Annotated in this window: 18 protein-coding genes; 11 read left to right on the forward strand and 7 right to left on the reverse strand. The window is 50.2% G+C overall.

The features are described 5' to 3' along the window. From carA to pyrE, 4 genes are all read left to right on the forward strand, one after another. Complete coding sequence (gene carA / locus D328_RS0119980) at positions 1–1,137, forward strand: glutamine-hydrolyzing carbamoyl-phosphate synthase small subunit (protein WP_018886814.1); 1,137 nt, start codon at positions 1–3, stop codon at positions 1,135–1,137. A 3-nt stretch (positions 1,138–1,140) separates the two neighbouring features. Beyond that, the gene (carB, locus tag D328_RS0119985) at positions 1,141–4,356 is read left to right on the forward strand and encodes a carbamoyl-phosphate synthase large subunit (protein ID WP_018886815.1); all 3,216 of its coding nucleotides are present in this window, start codon (positions 1,141–1,143) and stop codon (positions 4,354–4,356) included. A 260-nt stretch (positions 4,357–4,616) separates the two neighbouring features. Beyond that, entirely contained in the window at positions 4,617–5,354 is a 738-nt protein-coding gene (gene pyrF, locus D328_RS0119990) for an orotidine-5'-phosphate decarboxylase (RefSeq protein ID WP_018886816.1), read from the forward strand. Then, a complete protein-coding gene (gene pyrE, locus D328_RS0119995; RefSeq protein ID WP_018886817.1) occupies positions 5,351–5,992 on the forward strand; it encodes an orotate phosphoribosyltransferase in 642 nt (213 codons plus the stop codon). Before pyrF ends, pyrE begins: the two co-directional genes overlap by 4 nt. Before the next feature lie 76 nt (positions 5,993–6,068). On the opposite strand, the gene D328_RS0120000 is transcribed toward pyrE, so the two are convergent. The 4 genes from D328_RS0120000 to D328_RS0120015 are packed head-to-tail and all read right to left on the reverse strand — an operon-like array spanning position 6,069 to position 10,594. Then, a complete protein-coding gene (locus D328_RS0120000; protein ID WP_018886818.1) occupies positions 6,069–6,857 on the reverse strand; it encodes a PHP domain-containing protein in 789 nt (262 codons plus the stop codon). Positions 6,858–6,872: 15 nt separating this feature from the next. After that, a complete protein-coding gene (locus D328_RS0120005) occupies positions 6,873–7,700 on the reverse strand; it encodes an energy-coupling factor transporter transmembrane component T family protein (RefSeq protein WP_018886819.1) in 828 nt (275 codons plus the stop codon). Beyond that, complete coding sequence (locus D328_RS0120010; protein ID WP_018886820.1) at positions 7,675–9,714, reverse strand: ABC transporter ATP-binding protein; 2,040 nt, start codon at positions 9,712–9,714, stop codon at positions 7,675–7,677. The genes D328_RS0120005 and D328_RS0120010 overlap by 26 nt, the downstream gene beginning before the upstream one ends. Then, positions 9,707–10,594, reverse strand: a complete 888-nt coding sequence (locus D328_RS0120015) for a hypothetical protein (RefSeq protein ID WP_018886821.1) — start codon at positions 10,592–10,594, stop codon at positions 9,707–9,709. The genes D328_RS0120010 and D328_RS0120015 overlap by 8 nt, the downstream gene beginning before the upstream one ends. A gap of 203 nt (positions 10,595–10,797) precedes the next feature. On the opposite strand from D328_RS0120015, the gene D328_RS0120020 reads away from it, so the two are divergent. Continuing rightward, positions 10,798–11,628 (forward strand): MurR/RpiR family transcriptional regulator, encoded by an 831-nt coding sequence (locus tag D328_RS0120020; RefSeq protein ID WP_018886822.1) that lies wholly within the window; start codon positions 10,798–10,800, stop codon positions 11,626–11,628. A 264-nt stretch (positions 11,629–11,892) separates the two neighbouring features. Here D328_RS0120020 and D328_RS0120025 read toward each other — a convergent pair whose 3' ends face one another. Together D328_RS0120025 and D328_RS0120030 are read right to left on the reverse strand one after the other, a co-directional pair. Further along, positions 11,893–12,213, reverse strand: coding sequence for a cupin domain-containing protein (locus tag D328_RS0120025; protein ID WP_018886823.1), 321 nt, complete (start codon positions 12,211–12,213; stop codon positions 11,893–11,895). Then, positions 12,210–14,795: a heparinase II/III domain-containing protein gene (locus tag D328_RS0120030; RefSeq protein WP_018886824.1), complete on the reverse strand. Its 2,586-nt coding sequence runs from the start codon at positions 14,793–14,795 to the stop codon at positions 12,210–12,212. Before D328_RS0120030 ends, D328_RS0120025 begins: the two co-directional genes overlap by 4 nt. A 245-nt stretch (positions 14,796–15,040) precedes the next feature. Here D328_RS0120030 and D328_RS0120035 point away from each other — a divergent pair, with 245 nt between their 5' ends. The 5 genes from D328_RS0120035 to D328_RS0120055 all read left to right on the forward strand — a co-directional run bounded on the left by D328_RS0120035 (position 15,041) and on the right by D328_RS0120055 (position 21,780). Next, entirely contained in the window at positions 15,041–15,937 is an 897-nt protein-coding gene (locus D328_RS0120035; protein ID WP_018886825.1) for a carbohydrate ABC transporter permease, read from the forward strand. Between the two features lie 17 nt (positions 15,938–15,954). Continuing rightward, positions 15,955–16,854 carry a carbohydrate ABC transporter permease gene (locus tag D328_RS0120040; RefSeq protein WP_018886826.1) on the forward strand — a complete coding sequence of 300 codons (900 nt, stop codon included), beginning with the start codon at positions 15,955–15,957 and terminating at the stop codon, positions 16,852–16,854. 46 nt (positions 16,855–16,900) lie between these two features. Next, the gene (locus D328_RS0120045) at positions 16,901–18,655 is read left to right on the forward strand and encodes a sensor histidine kinase (protein WP_018886827.1); all 1,755 of its coding nucleotides are present in this window, start codon (positions 16,901–16,903) and stop codon (positions 18,653–18,655) included. After that, the gene (locus tag D328_RS0120050) at positions 18,652–20,274 is read left to right on the forward strand and encodes a response regulator transcription factor (protein ID WP_018886828.1); all 1,623 of its coding nucleotides are present in this window, start codon (positions 18,652–18,654) and stop codon (positions 20,272–20,274) included. The genes D328_RS0120045 and D328_RS0120050 overlap by 4 nt, the downstream gene beginning before the upstream one ends. Positions 20,275–20,388: 114 nt before the next feature. After that, positions 20,389–21,780 carry an ABC transporter substrate-binding protein gene (locus D328_RS0120055; protein ID WP_018886829.1) on the forward strand — a complete coding sequence of 464 codons (1,392 nt, stop codon included), beginning with the start codon at positions 20,389–20,391 and terminating at the stop codon, positions 21,778–21,780. Between the two features lie 139 nt (positions 21,781–21,919). Here D328_RS0120055 and D328_RS0120060 read toward each other — a convergent pair whose 3' ends face one another. Continuing rightward, entirely contained in the window at positions 21,920–22,777 is an 858-nt protein-coding gene (locus D328_RS0120060; RefSeq protein ID WP_018886830.1) for an SDR family NAD(P)-dependent oxidoreductase, read from the reverse strand. Positions 22,778–22,955: 178 nt separating this feature from the next. On the opposite strand from D328_RS0120060, the gene D328_RS0120065 reads away from it, so the two are divergent. After that, entirely contained in the window at positions 22,956–23,462 is a 507-nt protein-coding gene (locus D328_RS0120065) for a MerR family transcriptional regulator (protein WP_018886831.1), read from the forward strand. The last annotated feature ends 65 nt before the right edge of the window (positions 23,463–23,527 follow it).

Consider the following 23,527-nt stretch of genomic DNA (forward strand, 5'->3'; position numbering starts at 1 on the left):
ATGCAGGCAAGATTATTGCTTCAAGACGGCACGCTGTTCACCGGCACAGCATTCGGTGCTGAAGGTGAAAAGACGGGCGAGGTGGTATTTAACACAGGAATTACAGGCTATCAAGAGGTACTTACAGACCCTTCGTATTGTGGTCAGATCGTTACGATGACATATCCGTTGATCGGGAACTACGGGATAACACGTGATGATTTTGAATCCGTCCGTCCTTATGTGCATGGCTTTGCGGTGCGCCGCTATGAGCCTGTTCCAAGTAACTGGCGAGCACAATACAGCGTTGACGCTCTGTTGAAGGAATATGGCATTATCGGGATCAGCGACATTGACACCCGGATGCTGACCCGCATTATCCGTCATCACGGTACGATGAAAGGCATTTTGACAACCTCCTCCAAGTCCGTGGAAGAGCTGCTGGAAATGATGAATGACACGACAATAGCTGAGCTCCGCAATCAGGTACCGATGACCTCGACTCCACATATGTACAGCAGCCCTGGTAACGGTGAGCGCATTGTACTGGTCGACTATGGTGCGAAGAGCGGTATTCTGCGCGAGTTGAACGAGCGTGGCTGTGATGTTGTCGTCGTGCCTCACAATGTGACTGCCGATGAAGTCCGCAGACTGAACCCGGATGGCATTCAGCTGTCCAACGGCCCTGGAGACCCTAAGGATGTGCCACATGCAGTAGATACTATTCGTGAATTGCTTGGCGAGTATCCGATCTTCGGCATTTGCCTCGGCCATCAGCTCTTCGCCCTAGCGGCAGGTGCAGATACTGAGAAGCTGAAATTCGGTCATCGCGGCGGCAATCATCCGGTTAAGGAACTGGAGAGCGGACGCTGCTTCATCACCTCCCAGAACCACGGTTACTCGGTAAACGAGCAGTCCGTAGAGGGAACAGAGCTGGAAATTACACATATCAACAATAACGATAAAACGGTGGAGGGACTCAAGCATAAACGCTTCCCAGCCTTCTCCGTGCAGTACCATCCAGAGGCAGCCCCAGGGCCGCACGATAGCAGCTACCTGTTCGACCGCTTCCTGGAAATGATCCGGGAGCACAAGCTTAATCACCCTCAACAACCGCGTCAGGCAGTCATCGCAGCTGCCGGGAAAGGAGCCCGTTAATTCATGCCGAAACATACAGATCTCAAAAAAATACTAGTCATCGGTTCCGGCCCCATTGTCATCGGGCAGGCAGCTGAGTTCGATTATGCAGGCACGCAAGCCTGTCAAGCATTGAAGGAAGAAGGCGTAGAAGTCATCCTGATCAACAGCAACCCAGCTACGATCATGACCGATACCAATATGGCGGATAAAGTATACATCGAGCCGATTACACTTGATTTCGTAACCCAGATTATTCGTCAGGAGCGTCCAGATGGTCTTCTGCCAACACTGGGTGGACAGACGGGATTGAACATGGCTGTAGAGCTGGCTCGTGCAGGTGTGCTTGAGAGCGAGAATGTGAAGCTGCTGGGTACACAGCTAAGCTCAATTGAGAAAGCGGAGGACCGCGACCTGTTCCGCGAGTTGATGCGCGAGCTGGAGCAGCCAGTTCCTGAAAGCGTGATTGTTACTACGCTTGAGGAGTCGCTGAATTTTGCAAATGAGATCGGATATCCAATTATCGTGCGCCCTGCTTATACACTCGGTGGTACAGGCGGCGGGATTTGTGCAAATGAGGAAGAGCTGCGTGAGATCGTAGCCTCCGGCCTTCGTTATAGCCCGATCGGACAATGTCTGGTCGAGAAGAGCATCGCTGGCATGAAGGAAGTAGAATACGAAGTTATGCGTGACGGTAATGATAACTGTATCGTCGTATGTAACATGGAGAACTTCGATCCAGTCGGTGTGCATACAGGTGACAGCATCGTAGTGGCTCCAAGCCAAACGTTGTCTGACCGTGAGTATCAAATGCTGCGCTCCGCTTCCCTGAAGATCATTCGCGCGCTGAATATCGAGGGAGGCTGTAACGTTCAGTTCGCACTGGACCCACATAGCTATCAATACTATGTTATCGAGGTTAATCCTCGTGTGAGTCGCTCCTCTGCGCTTGCATCCAAAGCAACAGGCTACCCTATTGCAAAGATGGCAGCGAAGATTGCACTCGGATATACGCTTGATGAGATCGTGAATCCGGTAACTGGGCAGACCTATGCTTGTTTCGAGCCCACGCTGGACTATATCGTCAGCAAAATCCCACGCTGGCCATTCGATAAATTTACATCGGCGAATCGGAAGCTGGGCACACAGATGAAGGCGACTGGAGAGGTCATGGCGATTGGCCGTACCTTTGAAGAGTCGATGCACAAGGCTGTTCGTTCCCTGGAGATCGGTGTGAACCGTATTCATCTGAAGGAAGCGGAAGAGCTGTCCGACGAGGTGCTGAAGCAGCGTCTGAACAAGCCAGATGATGAGCGGATGTTCTTGGTGGCAGAAGCATTCCGACGTGGATATACACAGCAGGAGATTCAAGACCTGACCAGCATCGACTGGTGGTTCCTCGACAAGATTGAAGGCATTGTAGAATTCGAGAAAAAGCTTGCTTCAGAGGAAGAGCTCACTTACGATACGCTGTACCAAGCGAAGCGCATGGGCTTCACGGACCGTTCCATCGCTGAGCTGCGGAGTGCATCGCCACTGGGTGGCGGGCATAAGACGGAGGCAGAGGTAACTGAATTCCGTAAATCACATAATCTTCGCCCTGTATACAAAATGGTAGATACCTGTGCGGCGGAATTCGAAGCAACCACGCCATACTACTACTCCACGTATGAGACTGAGAATGAAGTAACAGAGACTCGGAAGGAGAAGGTCGTCGTTCTGGGCTCCGGGCCGATTCGGATCGGGCAAGGGATCGAATTCGACTATTCCACGGTGCATGCGGTATGGGCCATTCAAAAAGCCGGGTACGAAGCCGTTATTATTAACAACAACCCGGAGACGGTATCGACGGATTTCAATACATCAGACCGTCTGTACTTCGAGCCACTGTTCTTCGAGGACGTCATGAACGTCATCGAGCAGGAGCAGCCGATTGGAGTGATCGTGCAGTTCGGTGGACAGACCGCGATTAACCTCGCCGCACCGCTTAGCAAGGCAGGTGTCAAGATTCTGGGTACAGACCTTGCGAGTATAGATGAAGCAGAGGACCGCAAGAAGTTCGAAGCGCTGTTGACTCGTCTCAAGATTGCACAGCCTAAGGGCAGTACAGTAACTTCCGTAGATGAAGCAGTAGAGACAGCACAAGGTCTGGGCTATCCAGTGCTGGTACGCCCATCCTACGTACTGGGTGGACGTGCGATGGAGATCGTATACTCAGATGAAGAGCTGCTGAGCTACATGGAGCAAGCGGTTAAGATCAATCCTGAGCATCCGGTCTTGATTGACCGCTACATGCTGGGTAAAGAAGTGGAAGTCGATGCGATCTGTGACGGTGAGACGGTAGTCGTTCCTGGGATCATGGAGCACGTAGAGCGCGCCGGTGTTCACTCTGGTGACTCGATCGCGGTGTACCCGCCTCAACATCTGGATGCAGCTACGAAGCAGAAGATTGTGGATATCACGATCAGTATCGCTAAGGAATTGAAGACGATTGGCCTGGTGAACATTCAGTTCGTCATTCATGGCGGAGAAGTGTATGTCATCGAGGTCAATCCACGCTCCTCACGTACAGTGCCTTTCCTGAGCAAGGTTACGAACATTCCGATGGCGAATGTAGCCACTCAAGCGATCCTCGGTACGAAGCTGAAGGATATGGGCTACACGGATGGCCTGTGGCCTGAGAGCGAGTATGTATCGGTCAAAGTACCGGTCTTCTCCTTCGCCAAGCTGCGCCGCGTAGAGCCTACACTTGGACCAGAAATGAAGTCCACAGGTGAGGTTATGGGACGTGACGCTAAATACGCCAAGGCACTGTATAAAGGTCTTGTAGGTGCAGGCATGAAGATTCCTTCCACGGGTGCGATCATCGCTACGATGGCTGATAAGGATAAGGAAGAGGCAGTAGAGCTGCTGCGCGGCTTCTACAAGCTGGGCTACAAGATCTATGCAACTGGCGGAACAGCTGCTGCCCTGCAGGCCACTAATATCCCAGTTACCATCGTGAATAAGCTCAGTGAGGGTACACCGAACATTCTGGATCTGATCCGTACGGGCGAAGCGAACTTCGTGTTCAACACGCTGACCAAAGGTAAGACGCCTACTCGTGATGGATTCCGTATCCGCCGTGAGGCAGTGGAGAACGGTATTGTCTGCATGACGTCCCTGGATACGGTCAAAGCATTGCTCGGTATGCTGGAGACCTTGAACTTCTCCTCCGAGGCGATGCCTGTCCTGAGCTAGCGGATAGAGTAAAGAGCATAAGCTTCCAACAACATTAGTACCACGACTGGATATGGTTTCGGGTTGACCTGGAAAGTACGTCGTTAGCGGAAAGCGGGGAAGCCATAAAGAAACAAAGTATCCAGTCAAGGTACTAGAACACAGTAACGAATGATGAGAGGACATCTTCAGCACCGTCTGATGGATGTCCTTTATCACGGGCAAAAACCCCGAATGTGCACTGGAATGAGCTGAAATCGAGCAACAGGAGGTATAAATGCATGACTGATGAATTCAAGCGCATGGCCGGAAGGTTGATTGTTGCACTGGATTATCCGAATCCAGAGCCAGCCCGTCAGTTGGTTCAGCAATTGGAGGGAATTCCTTGTTACATGAAGATAGGGATGCAGCTCTACTACGCGGCAGGTCCAGCCTTTGTGCAGGAGCTTAAGGCTAAGGGCTACTCTGTATTTCTTGATCTGAAAATGCATGATATTCCTAATACGGTACGTGGCGGAGCGAACAGCATCACACACCTCGGCGTAGATATGTTCAACGTTCATGCAGCCGGAGGCGCTGCCATGATGCAGGCTGCCCGCGAAGGAGCTGAGGCTGCGCTGGAGGAGAACACAGACTTGTCCATGCCTATCATTATCGCAGTGACCCAACTGACCAGCACGAATCAGCAGGTGATGAATGAAGAGATTGGTATACCGGGTACTGTAGAAGATACAGTAGTGCGTTATGCGGTGTTGACGAAGGAGGCAGGACTGCAGGGTGTCGTAGCTTCCCCACTGGAAGCTTCAGCAATACAAGCAGCCTGTGGTCCTGAATTCAGTACAATAACGCCAGGTATACGTCCAGCCGGAAGTGACATTGGAGACCAGTCCCGCTTCACGACACCAGGATCAGCGATCGCCGGCGGCAGTACATACATTGTCGTGGGCCGTCCGATTACAGCAGCAGCAGATCCAAGACAGGCTGCCCTACAAATTATTGAGGAGATGGTACAAACATGACCACATTAGCAGCGATTCCCGAGAGTATTGCCGAGCATTTGCTTCGGATTCAGGCTGTAGCGCTTAGACCACAAGAGCCATTTACCTGGACATCAGGCATCAAATCCCCGATCTATTGCGATAACCGCTTGACGATGAGCCATCCAGAGGTTAGAGAGCTGATTGCTGATTCATTCGCCGCAGTCATCAAGGAGAGGTATCCTGAAGCACAGGTCATTGCAGGAACGGCAACAGCCGGTATTCCCCATGCGGCATGGGTTGCACAGAAGCTGCAGCTGCCAATGGCTTATGTACGTGACAAGGCCAAAGGCCATGGCAAGGAGAATCAGATTGAAGGCCGCATCGAAGCGGGGAAGAAGGTCGTCGTCATCGAGGATCTGATCTCGACCGGGGGCAGCTCTATCAAGGCTGCAGAGGCTATTAAGCAGGTGGGAGCAGAGCCACTGGCGGTGCTGGCGATCTTCACCTATGAGCTGGATAAGTCTACCCAAGCATTCGCAGAAGCTGGCTTGAAGCTGGATACACTGTCGAATTACAGTGCATTGATGCAGGTAGCATTGCGCACAGGGGCTATTCAGGAGGAAGAGCTGGAACTTCTGCGTTCATGGCGCGAAGACCCATCGTCCTTCGGTAAGTAATTCCACACATCATATGGGTTATGAAAATTCAATGAGCCTGAAGGAGTTATTCCTTCGGGCTCATTTTTTGTGCGTGCTATATTTCCTGCATTTCCTTTACCGACCCGGCTTCCAGCTTGGCCAGACGCTTCATCAGCTTCTTGAGCATAACAGAGGCTTTGACACGTAGAGGCAGCTCTGAAGAGACCTCAATATGATACTTCTGAGTCAGAATTAATTCCTTGAGCTCAGCTACAGAGGCGCAGGGACGTTCGAGCACATTAAAGACGCTACCGTATTGCAGACATTGATGTGTGTCACTGCCAGCTGTAACTGGCTTGTTGAATGACGCTGCGAACTGCTCCACCTGCTCACGACAGGGCTGAATTCCATATTCATACATGTCCTTGGCATTCAGGTCAAAGGCATCCAGGCGTGCGAGCAGATTGCGGTCATGTAAAAAGAGTGGGGTGGATTTACGGAAGGGATGTGCACCGATCTTGAGCAACGGCCAAGCCTCCGCCAGATCCAGTAGATCTGCGAACGGGATGAACGAGTTTTTAGCTGTGTAAGGCTCCAGCAGCTTGCGAACTGCCAGAATGTGCTCTTTTTGCCCGATGAGCAAGATATGCCCTACCTCCTGAATATCTACCTCCATGCCGGGAAAGATACGTAGACCATCTGCCTCATAATATTCCCCATTATATGGATAAAGGCGATCCAAAGACTCATAGACATCATAGAAATTACGGGTATTAAAATGCTCGGTCAGAGCAAGTGCATCTAGTCTGCTGGCCTTGGCTTCAGTCACCATTTCTGTAAAATAGGCTGCCGAGAAATCGGATTTCTTGGACAATTTGCCGTGAGTATGAAGATCAATGCGCATTTGTGACACTCCTTATTATAAAATGTTAATCTGTCCGCCCAGCCAGAAAAGCATACCGACGTATATAGCTGATCCGCTAAGGAAAGCTATGTCACGTACTGTAATTTTTAAATGGGCCAGCTTGAGGCGAGTGGAAGCAGGATGCTTCATGCCATAGGAGAACCCTCTAGTCTCCAGAGCTTCTACGGTTGTGCGTGATCGTTTGGCCGTAGCCAGCATGAGGGGGAAGAAGGAGAGCATAAGCAGCCTCATATAATACACTGCAAACCGCCAGTATAGCCATCCCGGTCGGGAAGGCACCTGTCCACGCAGCCTGTAGGATAGCATGATATTGCGATATTCACCGAACAGCACTGGCAGGATGCGATACGCATAGGACATGCTGAAAGAGAAAGCAGCGGGCATTCCTAGCGCGAGCAGCCCGTCCCCAATCCGTTCTGGGTCCATACCAGAGAAGACGGTTATGCTTGCCAGTGAGACAATAGACAGCTTGAGCGTCAGTAGAAGGAGAGGCATGGCCGATTCCAGATTTCCACCGAAAAATAGCGAGATGATGAACATCCAGCCGACCTGCCCTACCAAGCCCAGACAGAGAATGATAATAATGAAAGGGGCGGCTCGCGATAGAATGGTGGTCGTCACCATCATGAAGAACATCCCGAGCAGCACCGTGCCGTTATGAATGAACCAGGGTACGATCCCGAAGAACAGATACCAGATAAGCATCACCCGTGGATCAAGCCGTGACAGGCTGGCATGACCACTACCGTACACGGTATTCATCAGCTCCAGCTGAATGCGCTCAATGGATATTTTATCAAGCCAGTTGCGGACAAGCTGCATGGCGAGCATCCTCCTTTGTGAGAGTCCTTGAGAGAAGCGTAGTCACAAAATCCTCCGTTGTTGAGCAGAGCGAAGGCAGCTCCATCCGGTGCGATAGTTCCATAATCTGTGTGAGTGCAAGTCCGCAGCGGCGCAGCAGGGCAGCATCTGCAAAGATATCAGCTGGCGGGCCGTCTGCCTCGACCTGACCATGATGAAGCACGATAACACGAGTGGCCCACTCGGTAACGAGCTGCATATCATGCGTGGCAATAACGGTGGTGCGTACGTGCTGATCCAGCTCTGCCAAGGTTGCAATCAGTTCTTCCCGGGTCGCCATATCGAGATTGGCAGTCGGTTCATCCAGCAGCATCAGAGCGGGCCTCATCGCTGCCCCTATCGCAAGTGTCACTCGACGCTGCTGTCCTCCGCTCAGAAGACGAGCATCCCGATCTTGCAACGGTCCCAGACGAAAGCGCTCCAGAACATGCTGGCTGTGCTGCTCTGCATCGGGCATACGACGTGCTCGCATGAAGTGCGAGACCTCCTTATGCACACTGTCTTCAATGAACATTTCACCAGGCTGTTGGAAAATGTAGGCCACCTGACCAGCGAGCCGTTCCAAGGAAGAACGGTTCGTGAGCTGCCCCAGCACGCTAACACTGCCGGATTGCGGTAGGCTGATTCCTGCTATGAGTTTCAATAGCGAGGATTTGCCTGCACCGTTGTTGCCGACCAGTGCGATACGCTCCCCTTCGTACAGAGTGAGGTTCAGCCCGCGAATAACATCGTGCTCCTGCTTACCGAGTCCTCTATAGCTTAGTCTCGTATGACTGAATTTAACTACAGGTGTGGCTGCGGTAGCGTGACTATAAGCTTGTGTGCCAGTAGGCATGTCTACTGGCATGGGCTCCAGAGAACTTATCTGCCTCGAAGCCCTTAAGCCTGTTGGTGTCTGTAGAATCCTGCTCATGAGCGGTGATGCTGTAGTATCATCTGCACCTATATTAATCGCTTCGGTGTGATGATAATCTGTTCCCGAGGACGTGGACGGGTATTGTGTTGAAAAATACATCGCCGCTTCCTCGACGGTCACCGGGTACAGCTCACCTTTCTGAACTGGAGTTTTAAGCAGGGCTTCGGCTGTCAGCTTTTCGGATGATGTGCGCTCTGTTTGTAATGCTGCCTCAGTATTTGGAGTGTGGATCTCCACCTTGGAAGTAAATGTAGTCTGCTTTAAGGTGTTAATTGCCGAATATTCAGCGACAGCTATGGCTGCGCGGGTGACCTCTGGAGGCTGAATCCCAAGCCGTTGTAGATCATCAACTTGGTTCAGTCCTTCCCTGACCGACAGCTTCCACACGACACGTCCTTGCTCCATGAGCACGACATCCTCGCAGAAATCAGCGATAAATTCCGTATGATGCTCGATTACAATAATAGTCTTGCCATGATCACGATGCAGGCGGGACAAGCATTCATAGATCTGTCTGGCATGCTGAGGGTCTAACTGAGAGACAGGCTCATCCACGATCAGAATATCCGGGTCCATCGACAATGCCCCGGCCAAGGCGAGTAGATGCTTTTGCCCGCCGCTCAGCTCCCAGATATACCGCTCATTAAGTCCTGTTAGACCACACATCGCAAGGGCTCTTTCACCTAGCTCCCTATAGTTGGGAAGACCATAATTCAACGGTGCGAAGCAGGCTTCATCCAACACGGTAGGCCGTACTAGCTGATTATCAAAATCCTGATAGACGTAGCCGATGTTCTTGCTCAGCTCAGCTACAGCCTGACCTGTTGCAGAGGTACCCAGTACATGAACCTCACCGGAGAAATCCCCGGTATAGAACTGGGGAATCAGACCGTTAAAGAGCTTGCACATCGTTGATTTGCCGCACCCGTTGCCCCCGATAATCGCCGTGAAGCTACCGCGTGCCAGCTCCAGGGTGGCTTCGTTCAGGACAGGCTGCTCAGAGCCAGGATAAGTAAAGGTTACCTGCTGAATAGAGATAGCTTGTTCGGATTTAGGCATAAGGTGGGCTCTCCAGATCGCTGACGGCTTTGTTCTTGCTGCGTCTGCTCCGCATAATCAGCATCGTGATGGCGGCAATTAATGCTGCTGCACCTAGACTGATCCAGATCGCAGTGGTGCCAAGAGAATCTGCATAGTCTGTCTCCCATGCCGCAAAGTTAATATCCATCTCGGATAGGGATTCTGCGCCAAATGCCAGAGCAAAGAGCACAAGCCCAATGATAACCAGCTTCGGACGGAAGATACTGATCCCTTCGTATTTCATACCAGGATTCCGCGGCTTGATGCCGAGCAGAGGCTCGATTTTCCCGTAAAGCATAGGAACAAGATAGAGTGTGGGCAGTAACGCGAACAGGACGCCTGAGAACAATACATCATTCAGGAAGCCTACACCTTCAATAACAACTACGCTCTCTGCTAGTCCAGGCACGGCTTCTAGCTCCTCGACTCCGATCCATACCTTGCCGATATCGACCAGGGAGCTAAGAAATTGGTGAATGATAACGCCCGTAATCGCCGCGATGCCTACCTGTCTGCGATTGCGAGGGTCACTGACCATACGTCCAGCAACGTACATGGCGAAGGAGAAGGTAATGAATTTCTCCAGCTCACCCAGTCCGCCGAATTGACCCAGCATCAGCTCACCGAAGATCACCTCTCCAAGAGCGGCTCCCAATGCCGCAATCATGGGATGGAACAGAATACATAGCGTGAGTGGAATGAAGGCGAAATACTCGACAGACAATTCGATGGGGCCAAGCTGGAGCTTCGGGATCAGCTCTGTGAACATGTTGGACAAGCCGTACAGTGACATGGACAGTACAAACACCATCATTTTTTGCGAGGACGTGAGTGTGTAACGCTCGGTTATTTTTTTCATCGATACTTGCCTCCTCTGAAAGTTAACGATTATAGCCACAGTCTAGAGGCGGATTATTAACGCAAGGAAGGACATTTGTAAATCAAATGTAATTTTTATTACAAGAAACATGATTTAATGAAAAAAATATTACATAAACGACCTACTTTCTGTCTGAACAACTGTTATACTGGAGTCACAGCAGGAAAAGGAGAACTTAACCAATGAACTTATTTGCCAAAAAGGAGCAATTATCCCCAGGACATCTGAAGATTGCAGACTTTATTGAACGTCACCCGGAGGAGCTGCTGTTCATGACCGAGCAGGAGATCGCTGACAGGCTAGGTGTCAGTATTGCTACGGTATCCCGTTTCTGGCGTGCAGTTGGTTACGATAATGCCAAGGCGTTCAAAATCCGGCTGCGCACCTCAGCAGATACCACCCCTGCACTGAAGCTGAACAAGACCATCTCACGACTCGATACAGACAGCTTGCCTGTACAGATGCTGGAGACTTCTGTCCAACATTTGCAGGATACATTATCACATATGAAGCAAGGGGAGCTGGAGCAGGCCGCAGCACTTCTGACCGAAGCTCGGAGATTATATATTTATGCACCGGGTCCCTCCGCTGGACTCGCTGAGCTGTTGTCCTTCCGCTTGTCCCGCTTCGGTATGAGCATCATTCGCCTTGAAGGTGGGCATGAATTGCTGGAGACGTTGATGCACATGAACCAAGAAGATGTGGTGCTGCTCATGTGCTTCACCCGGCTACTGCCTGAAGCGGAAGTCATCCTTGACTATGCTAGAGAAGCTGGTAGTCGGGCGATGCTGGTGACTGACCGCGAGGATTTGTTGTATGGACTGCCTGTGTCGTTGTCTTTTTATGTAAGTCGGGGAGAGCTCGGAGAGTTCCACTCTATGGTGACCCCGCTATTGCTGATGGAGCAGCTCGTGCTAGCAGTTGGACTGAAGCAGAAGGAGCATGCGCTCACCAATCTGGAGCGACTAACAGAACTGCGCGGACGATATGCGGATAAGCTGCCACGTGGCTAGATAGGTGGAGAAGTCAACAGCGAATAACATAGGAATGGCCGAATGTAAGTCATATGAATTATCAATAAAAGTTCGAATAAAAGTTCGAGTAAGCAGCTATCGCTGACCCGCATGCAGTAAAAAAGAGACAAGCGTTCACTCATGACTATTTAAAGCACCTGCATTGGTAGCTTTGTTTGCAGTCAGAAGAACATGCGTTGTCTCTTGTTTTTATTTAATATGGTATTACTTCTTATCTTTGCATCCGATGTACCACCGATTGCCTTAGCGCTTCAGCAGATCCTCGCGTAAAGGCGTGAACACGTCCAAGAGTGCCGAGCCTTCCTCCAGGGAGGTGACTCCATGCTTGGCCTCACTTGGTATGACGATGCTATCGCCTTGGGATACGGCATACTCCTTGCCGTCGATTCGGAACACGAAGCTTCCTTTCAGGCAGTAGCTCATCTGTTCATGCACATGACTGTGCTCGTAGCCTTCAGCTCCTTTTTCAAAATGAACCTCCATCATCATCAGGTCCTTGCCTGCCTTCAGTATTTTGCGTTGTACCCCAGGCTCTGCTTGCTCCCATACACCAATATTACTCATGATTGAACATCCTCCTTTGAGAAAATATGAATTTGATTGACTCCAATCGGTAACTTGCGCTCTGCTGTATAGAGATTGTCAAAGGCATGTTGGTCTCGTTCAGCTGTTAACAAGCGGAACTTCCCTTCGAGTGCAAATGGAACCTCTTGTCCAAGCTTGCTGGCGTTAAGCACATATACGAGTTCTCGTCCGTCATGAGAACGGAGCTGGTACATGTGAATACCTTCGGGCAGCGTCACATCATGTAAAGCGTTAACCACAAGTGGTGGTGAACCCTGCCTTCTCGGATGCAGCAAAGTGATATAATCCTGTCCCGCAGTTCCATGCACTCTGAAGTGTTGCTGAGCTCCCAGCTCATACCCACCGCCGATGGCACCAACATCACTAGTGATTACAGGAGCTTGAGGGGATGCAATCATAGTATCCAGACACATTCCCTGCAGACCGTAAGCCGTAATTCTTTGGGCTGCCAGATCCGCATGCTCGCTGAGCGTATGCAGATTCCATACGGAATCATAGTCGCTGTCTATTTGGTCCCAGATGAGGTAGACGTGCCAGTCCGCTTTGACCCATGCTATATGCCGCCGATAAGAGCGGGCCAGCTCGTCAGGAATTGTGCTCGATGCGTAATCCAGCTCCTCCGAGAAATAGACCGTATCGCAAGTACTACGTAATGGTCCATTCTGCAGGATACCATTTGCATCAGTGAACTGTACGACATTGTGTGCGCTACTCGACAGATACCAATGACGATCTCCGTTATAATATCCGCCAGTTCCCGAATCCAGTGTCAGCGGCACAGACTCAGCCCAGATCGAGAAGTGTCCTTCATCGTTATGGGCATGATACGTCAAGGGTGAAGCCTCGTAGAGCAGATAATGACTCTTATCAGGCTCATCTGTCTGGTCTCGGAATATAACATAGCCCATGTCTGGATAGTAGTCCGAGCCCAGCGTGGGAGCCTGTGCCTGCAGCTCAGGCTGCGGATAGAGCAGAGCGGCAAGTGGATAGGGGAAAGCACCATTATCTCGTACAACCTTGCCTCCGTGCTGCCATGCCCACATCATTTCACCCGCAAGGCTAGGATTCACCTCGCTATATTGCGGCGCAGCATAAGCCATCAGACGCCACCATTGCTCATGGACATTCGCATCGCCAACACTTGGAGTGACGATACGAGGACGTGGATGTTCATCCGCTCCTACCTTGACAGAACGGTCAAAGGTAATAGCCGAGCCGATCAGGAAGCGGTACATATCCTGTACACGCTCGTTGCCAAAATAATCAATCCCTCGAAGCCGCTTCAACAATACGAAGAACAGAAAATAGCGGTGCAAGACAGCGCCATGATAGCGAATGTTCTCAGGCCATGCTCCGCGAGCATCAACTACGTGCTCAAGCTGCCAATCCACCACCTTTCGGGCGTGCTCCAGATATTTATCGGCGTCCTTCTCCTGCGGGAACATTAGAGCATATACTCCAAGTCCCGTAGCTCGATCCGCATTCCAGTTGCTGCGCATGCCGCCTTTTTCATCCGGGAATTCGGTCAGATCATACCGATAATATTGGGTGTCCATCATCATAGTGGCTATGGAGCCCAGATATTCATGTATCCGTAGCTTTTCCTCTTGCTCTAGTACGTCTGCACCCATAATTTGCCCATAGATAATGGAAATGACAGCAAGCCCGCGCCCGATGTGAACGGCCCCGTATACATCGTCATCGTGCCAGCCTGTGGCCCGGAAAATTTCCATCCCCTGCAGCATATCATCCAGCATGTAGAGCAGCTTGTTCGCGCTAGATCTGGCATGGCGGGGGTCATCCTCCATCATATAGCGGTTAGCATCTGCTCCAGCTGCCTCAAGGAGATAGGCCCAGTTCGTGCAGGTGCTTCGCTGGAATAGGGGAGAGCGCATAGGTGAAGCCACGGGCTGATGCTGTTCATTGGTGAACGATACTTCGACCTGAACTGCAGCGCAGCTAGGGGGAAGAAGGCTAAGTGCTGTCTGCACACTGTAATATTGATCCCCTAGAACAGACACTGGCTGTTCATACGCCAGTACGATCGGCTCTGGTCCATTGCTGACTAATTCGAGACAGCTAGTCTTGACAACCTCGGCAGTCCCACCTGACGGTGTAATACCCGACGTCTGCGCGAAGGCTTCTGTAGATAGGTAAGGAACAGCCTGCATAGATGACCCTTCAGGGAGAGAAGCTCGCCATCCCGTCAGGTCCTGACCCAGATAAGGGGATGCCAACTCTACTGCCAGTCCGCGCTCGGAATGAGTGAGCTGAATGCCGCGAATTCGTGCAGTGCCTGGACCGACGATATGAATGGCGATATGCAGGTAGGCCGCAGTAACCGGTGTTTGAAACACGAACGGGTCCGTGCGGAAGGACCCAAGCTCCTGTAAGGAGGAAGCTTCCTCCGCCCGCAGGAATTGCTCGGACAGAGACACCTGTCGTTCATATTCCTGCTGCATGAATGTCGAAGCACGGACACGAGTACGGATGGACTCCAGTTCTGACTCTTCATAGCAGCCAAATGGAGCATTGGGAATACGATTGTGTATGGAAGACATGAAAGGTTCCGACCTCCTTTGTAGAATTCGTTACAGGGTTCTGATCTGATTATATCGTGGGTCTTACATCCTAAGAGATAGATAAATGTAAGGAGCAAAGGGGGTAAAGCAACTGAAAAAAGACAAATACACTGAAAAAGTGAATTTCTCCCCCTTGGCAAGTGGTATTCTCCATAACTCCTTCTGACAAGTCGCTCTTATGATGAGGATAAGGAAATTGAGTTGACCATGAGGAGGAATCACCCATGCACCATAGCAAACGCCAACTGAATGCTTGGACGTTTATTGCTCCCAGTCTGATCCTGACATTGATCTTCGGTGTCTATCCCATCATCTGGGCTTTGAAGTACATGTTCTATGATTATCAGGGCTTTGGCGAGCCTGTGTTCATCGGTCTGGATAATTTTGCACGTCTGTTCAGAGATACCGAGTTCTGGCATGCTGTACTGAACACCTTCATCTATGCAGGGGGCAAGCTGATTATTACAATCCCCGTATCCTTCATACTTGCGGTCATCTTGAACCGTGCGCTGAAAGGTAGACAGCTGCTCCGGGCCATTTACTTCTTACCTACAGTAGTAAGTGCTTCGGTTATGGCCATCGTATTCTATGTTGTGTTCAACTCCTACAACGGTATGGTGAACCAATTGCTGGTGAACTACGGAATTGTATCCGCTCCCATCGATTGGCTTGGACCTAAATATGCACTGTTGACTTCCATTATTATTGCGATCTGGGGTGCGATCGGGAACTACATGCTCTTGTTCATCGCAGGTCTGCAGAATATTCCCGAGGATCTGTATGAGGCTGCTTCCATTGATGGAGCAGGGCCGTTCCGGAAAATGTGGAGCATCACTGTGCCCATGCTGGGCCCTGTGCTGCAAATGATCATTATGCTCGCTATTACGGTTTCTCTGAAGGGCTATGAGAGCATTATGGTCCTCACAGAGGGTGGACCTTATGGACGTACAGAGGTTATGTATCTCTATCTGTACAAGCTGTTCTTCCCGATCTCCAGTGGAAGCTCCAGTATTCAACAATTCGGCTATGGTAGTGCCGTCGGCTTTGCCACAGCAGTCATCGTAGGTGTGATTACATTGATTTACTTCTACATTTCCAAGAAATTAAATGACGTCTATTAATGAAGGGGGAATCTACCATGAATACAGCCAATCCATCCGCTGGTCGTACTGAACAGCAACTGGAGTCCAGTGCACAGCTTGGCAAAGTGCGGAAGCTTGTCGCAAATATTATCCTGTGGATTTTCCTGCTGGCGGTAGCCGTTTTTGCCCTGTTTCCTATCCTGCTCGCGTTCTTCGGTTCCTTGAAGTCCAATCTGGAGTTATCTACTGGCTCTACGCTGCTGCCGCAAGCATGGAAATGGGACAACTATGTGCAGGCTTGGAATTCGGCGAATTTTGCACAGTTTACGTGGAATAGTATGTTCATCAGCTTCTTCACGACGGCAGGCACCATTCTGGTCGGTACGATGGCTGCCTATGCCGTAGCAAGGGTGGACTTTATCGGAAAGCGTCTATATATCATTCTCCAATCATCGACCTTGTTCATCTCCATCGGTGCCGTCGTATTGCGTCCGCAGTTCGACCTGATGGTAGCTCTGAATCTGCAAAAATCATTATGGGCGGTTATCATTATCCTGATCAGCTCTCACGCGACAGCCTTCTTCATGCTCATTGGTTTTGTGCGGGCGATTCCGAAGGATCTGGACGAAGCTGCTTATATTGACGGATGCAACTTCTATAGTGTATATTACAGAGTCATATTGCCGCTGCTGGTGCCTGCGATTGGTGTTACAGCGCTATGGACCTTCCGCGGAGCGTGGAATGAGTACATTCTGCCATTGGTCTTTACGATGACACAGCCAGGCTTGCAGACGCTGACCGTAGGTCTTGCGAGTCTGAAATACGGTGTAGGCGATGCGGCTCAATCCCAGCTGATGCTGGCAGGAGCGTGCTTGTCCATTCTTCCTATGTTGCTGGTCTATGTCGCTGCGAACAAAACGTTCATGCAGATGACAGCAGGCTCTGTCAAAGGCTAATAGCTACAGCAAGCAGGCAGAATCTGCGGTGAAGAGGTGTTAAGCTGTGATCAAAGCCTGGTTATACCGAACCTCACTCAAGAAACGTATCTGGGTATCGTTCACGATTTTAACCGTATTTTGCGTAGCCTTGACTGGTATATGCGCATATGTGATTGCAGCCCGCGCTATGGAGCGGAATGCATCGCAGCTGAACAAAAATGTCATTAGCCAGTCCGTGAATGTCCTGGATCAGAAGCTGAAGCAGATTATTGTCGCCTCATCTACGATGATGCTGAGTGAGACCTTCAAGCAGACCATTCGTGATATTCAGGCGAATAATACAGAGCGCTATTTTGTGAATTTTTCTCTGTTGCAAGGCCAGTTCACGCAGGCGGAGCTTACCGAGAATACGATTGATTCCATTTTGATTAGTACGCCTCATGGCGATTTTTACTCCAATAGCAAGCTTCGCAAGGCCGGGGTACCGTTCGAATCTACCCGTCTGTATCAGCGGATTAAGGAAGACCCGGCATCACCTTGGATTGAGTATCATCAGGATGAGCTGTTCGTAGGGGGAAATCGGGTCATTTCATTAATTCTTCAGCCCTTGACCGAGAATTATGTACCGGATGTATTTCTGACCATTAATGTAAAAGAAGCCATGCTGGAGAAAGTCGTTAGCGGAGGGGCCGATCATGGCTCCACCCGCTTTTTGCTTATTAAAAAGGATGGCACCAGCGTCATCGGCGATCAGAATCGTCCAGAGTGGACGCGATCGGATTCTTTTGTTGACAAGCTTGGCGCGGAGCCTGCGGGTGAATTTGAATATAATACGGATGCAGGAACCATGCTGGTAAGCTACGCCCAGTCCAGTTACGCCAGAGATTGGGTTCTCATTAGCTACCTCTCCAAGGAGGGGTTGCTGCAGCCTGTACGTAACATCCAATGGATGGTGCTGTTGATCATAGCCGGCTGTACGCTCCTGACGCTACTGTTGGCCGCCTACCTGTCGGGCCTTCTGCTCACACCTTTACAAAAGCTGCAACGCACGATGAAGCGTGTGGGGGAAGAGGATCTCAACGCCAGATTTGAAAGCCCTTTCCAGGATGAGATTGCAGAGGCTGGTCAGAAATTCAATGAGATGCTTGACCGGATCAATGGTCTGATTGTAGAGGTTAAGGCTACGGAGAAGGAAAAAAGAAAGGCAGAGATCAAGGCGCTTCAGGCGCAGATTGATCCGCATTTCCTGTACAACACACTCAATACGATCTTCTGGAAGTGCGAAATGGATGAGTATGAGGATGTGAAGCAAATGCTGATCTCCTTGTCCAAGCTGTTCCGGCTGGGGCTGAATAATGGATTGGAAATAACTACGCTGGATAAAGAGCTAGAGCATGTGCGTCAGTATCTGAGTCTGCAGCAGCAATGCTACGAGGGTTTGTTCGAATACACCATTACTGCCCCGCCTGAGCTGCTGAACAAGCCAGTGCTGAAGATTATCATCCAGCCCTTGGTGGAGAATTCCATCCTGCATGGTCTGAAGGAGAAACGGGAGCAAGGACAAATTCATATTGAAGTCACGTCAGATGAGACCTTTCTGATCATTAGAGTAACGGACAATGGAATCGGCGTGGATGCAGACCAGCTTAATGCCAGCTTGAGAGAAGCAGGTGGCAGTGGAGGATATGCGCTGTCCAACATTCGTAACCGCATTATGCTCTATTACGGACAAGCAGCAGCGATCCACTTCACCAGCATACCTTACGAGGCTACTGTAGCTACCTTGCTGATTCCACTGGAAGGTGAGGATGAATCATGACATTTGATGAGCGTATCAAAATTTGCATTATTGATGATATAGCGACGGTGGTGCGCGGGTTATCCCAGCGTATTCCGTGGGAGGAGCATGGAATCACGGTAGCTGCGACGGCCAGCAACGGTGAAGAAGGCTTGAAGCAGATCCGGCTGGTGAAGCCGGATATCGTGCTAACGGATATTCGCATGCCGTTTTTGGATGGACTTGAAATGATGCGCAGCCTACAAGATGAGCTACCAGGCCTGAAGCTAATTTTCCTGAGCGGCTACACGGACTTTGCTTACGCACAGGAAGCTGTGAAGCTCGGAGCCTTCGATTTCATTGTCAAGCCATTCACGAAGGAGCAGGTACTGGAGTCCGTTCTGAAGGCTAAGGAAATTATCGAACGAGAACGCAGTCAAGTAGAGCAGATGCGCGGCATGGAGAAGAAGCTGCGTGAAAGTCTTCCGTACTTGAGACAGGAATTCATGCGGCTTGCAATTCGCTACGGTATTCAGCAGGATCGTCATCAGCAGCAATGGGATTTCTATGGGATTACAATGAAGGATCAGGATTTTGGCGTGATGGTCACTGAGATTGATTTCTTCGCAGATCGTACCGCCGAGCTGCCCGTCAACGAGGTAGAGCTGATCCGATTTGCTGTGCAGAATATTATAGAAGAGACCATCTTCCGCTACACGAAGGGCATTGTCTTCCGTGAGAAGGTGAACCAGCTTGTAATCGTGGTGAATCCATGCGAGGCATTAACGATGGAGCAACTGGCAGAGCATTGCCGTGAAAATGTACATCTCCACACCTATCAGACCATTTCCATTGGTGTTGGTACGGAGGTGAAGCAGACGTCCCAGCTCGCCATGTCCTACAGACAGGCAGTGACGGCGCTGGCGTATACCTTCCTGACCGGGGGCAACAGTGTCTACTGCTTCGAGGAAGAGGCCGAGAGCAGAGCGGGTCATCTTCGTTACTCCTATGAGAAGGAGAAGGAGCTCCTGTATTGTCTACGTTCTTCCAATTTGCCAAAGGCAGAGGAGCAGCTGGAGCAGATATGGAACGAATGGATCGCTTGTCCGACACGTCCGGATCCAGCTCATGTGAAGACACTTTGTCTGGAATTGGCCCATTCGATCCATCGGGCATTCTCAGAGAAAGTATCCGAGGAGGAACAGAATGATCTGGATCGCAAGCTGTCCGACATGAATAATTCGACCTCCTTCGAGGATCTGCGTAGCCAGATCAGAGAATTGTGCCGCCAGGGTTGCGAGTATCTGAAGGTGAGACAGGTTAGTGACTCCCGCATTCTTGTGGAGCGGGCGATTTCACATATACGGAGCCATTTGCATCAGAATCTATCCGTGGGGGATTGCGCCAAGGTGGTGCATTTAAGTCCAAGCTATTTCTCCAATCTGTTCAAAAAGGAAATGGGGATGACTCTCGCTCAGTATATTACGAGTCAACGCATGGAACGGGCTAAGGAGCTTGTCCTGGAGGGGCTACAGGTGCAGGATATTGCCAGCTCGCTAGGGTACGAGGATCGTCCTTATTTCACGGAGCTGTTCAAGCGCCACACCGGGATGACGCCTACGGATTTTCGTGCAAAATACGCATCACCGGCTACCCATTAGAATGATGGTTTTCTCTCCCCTGAACAGTTGTTTTCTCCTTCACGACATCAGAGGACATTGGATTATGATTTAGTTGTAAATGAATGCGATTACAAAAGGGGAGGAAATAAAGGTATGGGTATGAAAAAATGGTTGTTATCTGGAGCTTCATTGCTGCTCGTGGGTTCCCTGGCTGCATGCTCCTCGGGACAGACAGCTACTCCTGAGACAGGCAGTGGTACGGAGGGACAGAAGACCAAGCTGGTGTACTGGACCATTGACCGACATGACTCCGATTTTATTGAAGCCAAGATTAAGGAATATCAGGAACTGAATAAAGATGTAGAGATTGAAATGAAGGTGATGGCGGACAACTATTCACAGTCCGTGGACATTGCCTTCGCAAGTAATCAAGCACCAGACATTCTGCGGGTCGATCCTGGTAACGTACCAACCTGGGTGAAGCGTGGGTATCTGGAATCGTTCGATGATTACATCTCGCCTGAGATGAAGGAGCGCTTCGCTAACGTGCTGATTGAGGAGAAGAATATGGTCGATGGCAAGATCTACACCCTGCCGAATATCGGTCAATTCTGGCGTTTGATCTACAATGTGGACCTGTTTGAAAAAGCAGGCATCGACAGTCCTCCGACGACCGTTGCGGAAATGGTTGAGGATGCCAAGAAGATCACAGAAGCAGGTAAGGATACCGGTGCTTATGGCTTCGCGGGTAACTTCAAGAGTGCAAGCGGCTTTGAGCGGATTGCCTATCCGATTACGACGTTAAGTAAGAATGTGGGTAATGAAGGCTATGACTTCCAAAAGGGACAATTTGATTTCGGTATGTATAAAGAAATAGCTGAGGCGCTGCACCAGATTAAAGAAGATGGAAGCATGCTGCCAGGCTCGGAATCGCTGGATATCGATCCACTGCGTGCGCAATTTGCGCAAGGCAAGATCGGCATGTACTTCAACCACTCTGTAGAGCCGACTGTATACAAGACCCAATTCCCGACAGACATTCGCTGGGCAGCAGCTATGCCGCCTACCATTGACGGACAGGTGAACGGTGCAGATCAGGTCATTTCCGGTAGCTACCTTGCATTGAGCAAGAATTCCGAGAACAAGGAAGCGGCATGGAAGTTCATTGAATGGATGTATAGTGATGAAGTACAGGTAGCCTACCAAGAGGGTGGCTATGGCCTATCCGTAATTCCTTCCGTAGCAGCAACTGCCAAGGCACCTGATATTGCTGGCATCGAGAACTTCTTGCCAACGGCCAATGACGGTATCTACCCGGCTACTCCGCTGATCATTACAGAAGGGCGTGTAGAGGGAATGAAGAAGGTCGATATCTTTAACCGCTTTATCTTCGCTGGTGGCGATCTGGACAAAGATATCGCAGATCTGAACGCTCGCTACAATGCAGCGCTGGAGAAGGCAAAGGCTGCTGGAGATACCTCCATCGAGGCCAAACCGGATTTCAGTGCGGCAGATCTTCAAGGGTCTCTGGCAGAGAAGAAGTAACGATATCAATAGAACGATATCAATAGTATGTAATGTAATAAAGTAATTTGTTTGAATGCATGGGCCTTCCCAACAGTCAGCTAGTGACCGGGTGAGGCCCTTTTACATATTGATCTGGTGATGAACGAAGAGCGCGGCTTTAGACGCGCTCATCAAGAAATTCGTGTGTGTAAATCGCATTAATTCTATCCAAAACGTTGTGCGCTTGATCTTTGAATTTTAAATCTGCAACCTGATCTTTCAGCAAAAACACGCCAGTCTCATTACAGTGTTCCCCGAGGGCCCCCTTATACAACTTGTTCGCACCGTGGATCGGTGGAGAGAAAAACAGCTTCATTAGCAATTCAACCACTTTGGGTAATCCAGATTGTTTCCCTTTTCTTAGCGTATTATTGCTACCCGGGTCAACGCTACGGATCTTAATGCCTTCTTTGGCAAGCTCCGGTGCGATAGCCTGAGTCCACAGCGAAAGCGCCAGCTTTGAAGTGGCATATGGACCAAGCAGTTTGCGGAAGGTTTTAGGGCGTTCCAGGATTTCGATATTAAGCTCTTTCACATAGTTTAGTGCTGAAGATGAGGTGTTGACTACCGTTTTTAAGTCGGCGTTTTTTAAGAGCTCCTTTAATTCCATCAGAATGATATATGGAACGACCGTCATCAGTTCATAATGCTTCTCACGCCCTTGTTTCGAATAGCTCAGTTCGTGAAAGCTTCCACCCGCATTGTTGAACAAGATGTCGATCTGCCGCTCCTTTCCTTTGATCTCTTCCAAAGTACGTCTCAAGCTGGCATAATCGGCAAGATCCGCTATTTTATACATGCGTAGCCATCCACTATTGATGGCTTCTTGGATTCTCATATCATCGGCAGGAAAGTCGGAACGGTTCAAAGCAACCACCTGCCAGCCCTCCGACAGCAGCTTCCGTGTTAATTCCAACCCGATCCCGTTGCTTGCGCCAGTAATCAGTGCGATATGATCTCGTTGGTTCGTGTTCATTGTTGGCCTCCTCCTGATGGTGGGGTATTTCCCCTTGATAGCGCATATTCTATAACTTGGAGTCGACTCTAAGTCAAGGAACGTAAGCAAAGTATTTGTCCTAAGGGTAGGGGACTTGACTTGGAGCTAGCTCCAAGATGTATAATGCACAAAAAAGCAATCTCCGGGAGGAAACAGGATGATGGCAGAGCAGACCTTTACAATCAAGCAAACCGCCAAGCAAACAGGAATTTCCGAGGATACGATTCGTTATTACGAAAAGATCGCGTTGCTACCTCGGGCGGATCGGAAGGACAACGGGCATCGCATCTACCGGCAGGAAGACATCAATACGATCCGGCTGATATGCTGCCTGAAAAAAACGGGGATGCCGCTGGAGGAAATGCGGCCATTTTTGGCGGTCTCCGCCGACGCAGATCCCGGAGAATATCCTGAGCTGGTAGAGCACATAAGGAGTCACCGGGAAAATATCGTCAGCCAAATCGCCTCGCTACAGCAGGTCGTCGATTTTATCGACATGAAGCTGGAGGAGGGAAGATACCGCCGGGACTGCTCGGATGAAAGCCAAGACGGCGTGTCAGAGAATATAACTGGGGAACCCAACCCCAAGCCCGTCTCACCCGTTGAGATGAGTTATTTTTCCGTATCGGCCAAAGCGGGCAAGTCACGGGCAACTATAAGGTAAGCTCGCAAATAACAAGGGGAGTACCAGGGAAACAGACAATAACTTAACTAGCACAGCCCATGTTT

It is taken from the genome of Paenibacillus massiliensis 2301065 = DSM 16942 (assembly GCF_000377505.1).
GTDB lineage: Bacteria > Bacillota > Bacilli > Paenibacillales > Paenibacillaceae > Paenibacillus > Paenibacillus massiliensis.

Bases quoted from the DNA above. Each gene is read 5' to 3' on its own strand.
- carA (WP_018886814.1), top strand. From the start codon at position 1: ATGCAGGCAAGATTATTGCTTCAAGACGGCACGCTGTTCACCGGCACA.
- carB (WP_018886815.1), top strand. From the start codon at position 1,141: ATGCCGAAACATACAGATCTCAAAAAAATACTAGTCATCGGTTCCGGC.
- pyrF (WP_018886816.1), top strand. From the start codon at position 4,617: ATGACTGATGAATTCAAGCGCATGGCCGGAAGGTTGATTGTTGCACTG.
- pyrE (WP_018886817.1), top strand. From the start codon at position 5,351: ATGACCACATTAGCAGCGATTCCCGAGAGTATTGCCGAGCATTTGCTT.
- D328_RS0120000 (WP_018886818.1), bottom strand. From the start codon at position 6,857: ATGCGCATTGATCTTCATACTCACGGCAAATTGTCCAAGAAATCCGAT.
- D328_RS0120005 (WP_018886819.1), bottom strand. From the start codon at position 7,700: ATGCAGCTTGTCCGCAACTGGCTTGATAAAATATCCATTGAGCGCATT.
- D328_RS0120010 (WP_018886820.1), bottom strand. From the start codon at position 9,714: ATGCCTAAATCCGAACAAGCTATCTCTATTCAGCAGGTAACCTTTACT.
- D328_RS0120015 (WP_018886821.1), bottom strand. From the start codon at position 10,594: ATGAAAAAAATAACCGAGCGTTACACACTCACGTCCTCGCAAAAAATG.
- D328_RS0120020 (WP_018886822.1), top strand. From the start codon at position 10,798: ATGAACTTATTTGCCAAAAAGGAGCAATTATCCCCAGGACATCTGAAG.
- D328_RS0120025 (WP_018886823.1), bottom strand. From the start codon at position 12,213: ATGAGTAATATTGGTGTATGGGAGCAAGCAGAGCCTGGGGTACAACGC.
- D328_RS0120030 (WP_018886824.1), bottom strand. From the start codon at position 14,795: ATGTCTTCCATACACAATCGTATTCCCAATGCTCCATTTGGCTGCTAT.
- D328_RS0120035 (WP_018886825.1), top strand. From the start codon at position 15,041: ATGCACCATAGCAAACGCCAACTGAATGCTTGGACGTTTATTGCTCCC.
- D328_RS0120040 (WP_018886826.1), top strand. From the start codon at position 15,955: ATGAATACAGCCAATCCATCCGCTGGTCGTACTGAACAGCAACTGGAG.
- D328_RS0120050 (WP_018886828.1), top strand. From the start codon at position 18,652: ATGACATTTGATGAGCGTATCAAAATTTGCATTATTGATGATATAGCG.
- D328_RS0120055 (WP_018886829.1), top strand. From the start codon at position 20,389: ATGGGTATGAAAAAATGGTTGTTATCTGGAGCTTCATTGCTGCTCGTG.
- D328_RS0120060 (WP_018886830.1), bottom strand. From the start codon at position 22,777: ATGAACACGAACCAACGAGATCATATCGCACTGATTACTGGCGCAAGC.
- D328_RS0120065 (WP_018886831.1), top strand. From the start codon at position 22,956: ATGATGGCAGAGCAGACCTTTACAATCAAGCAAACCGCCAAGCAAACA.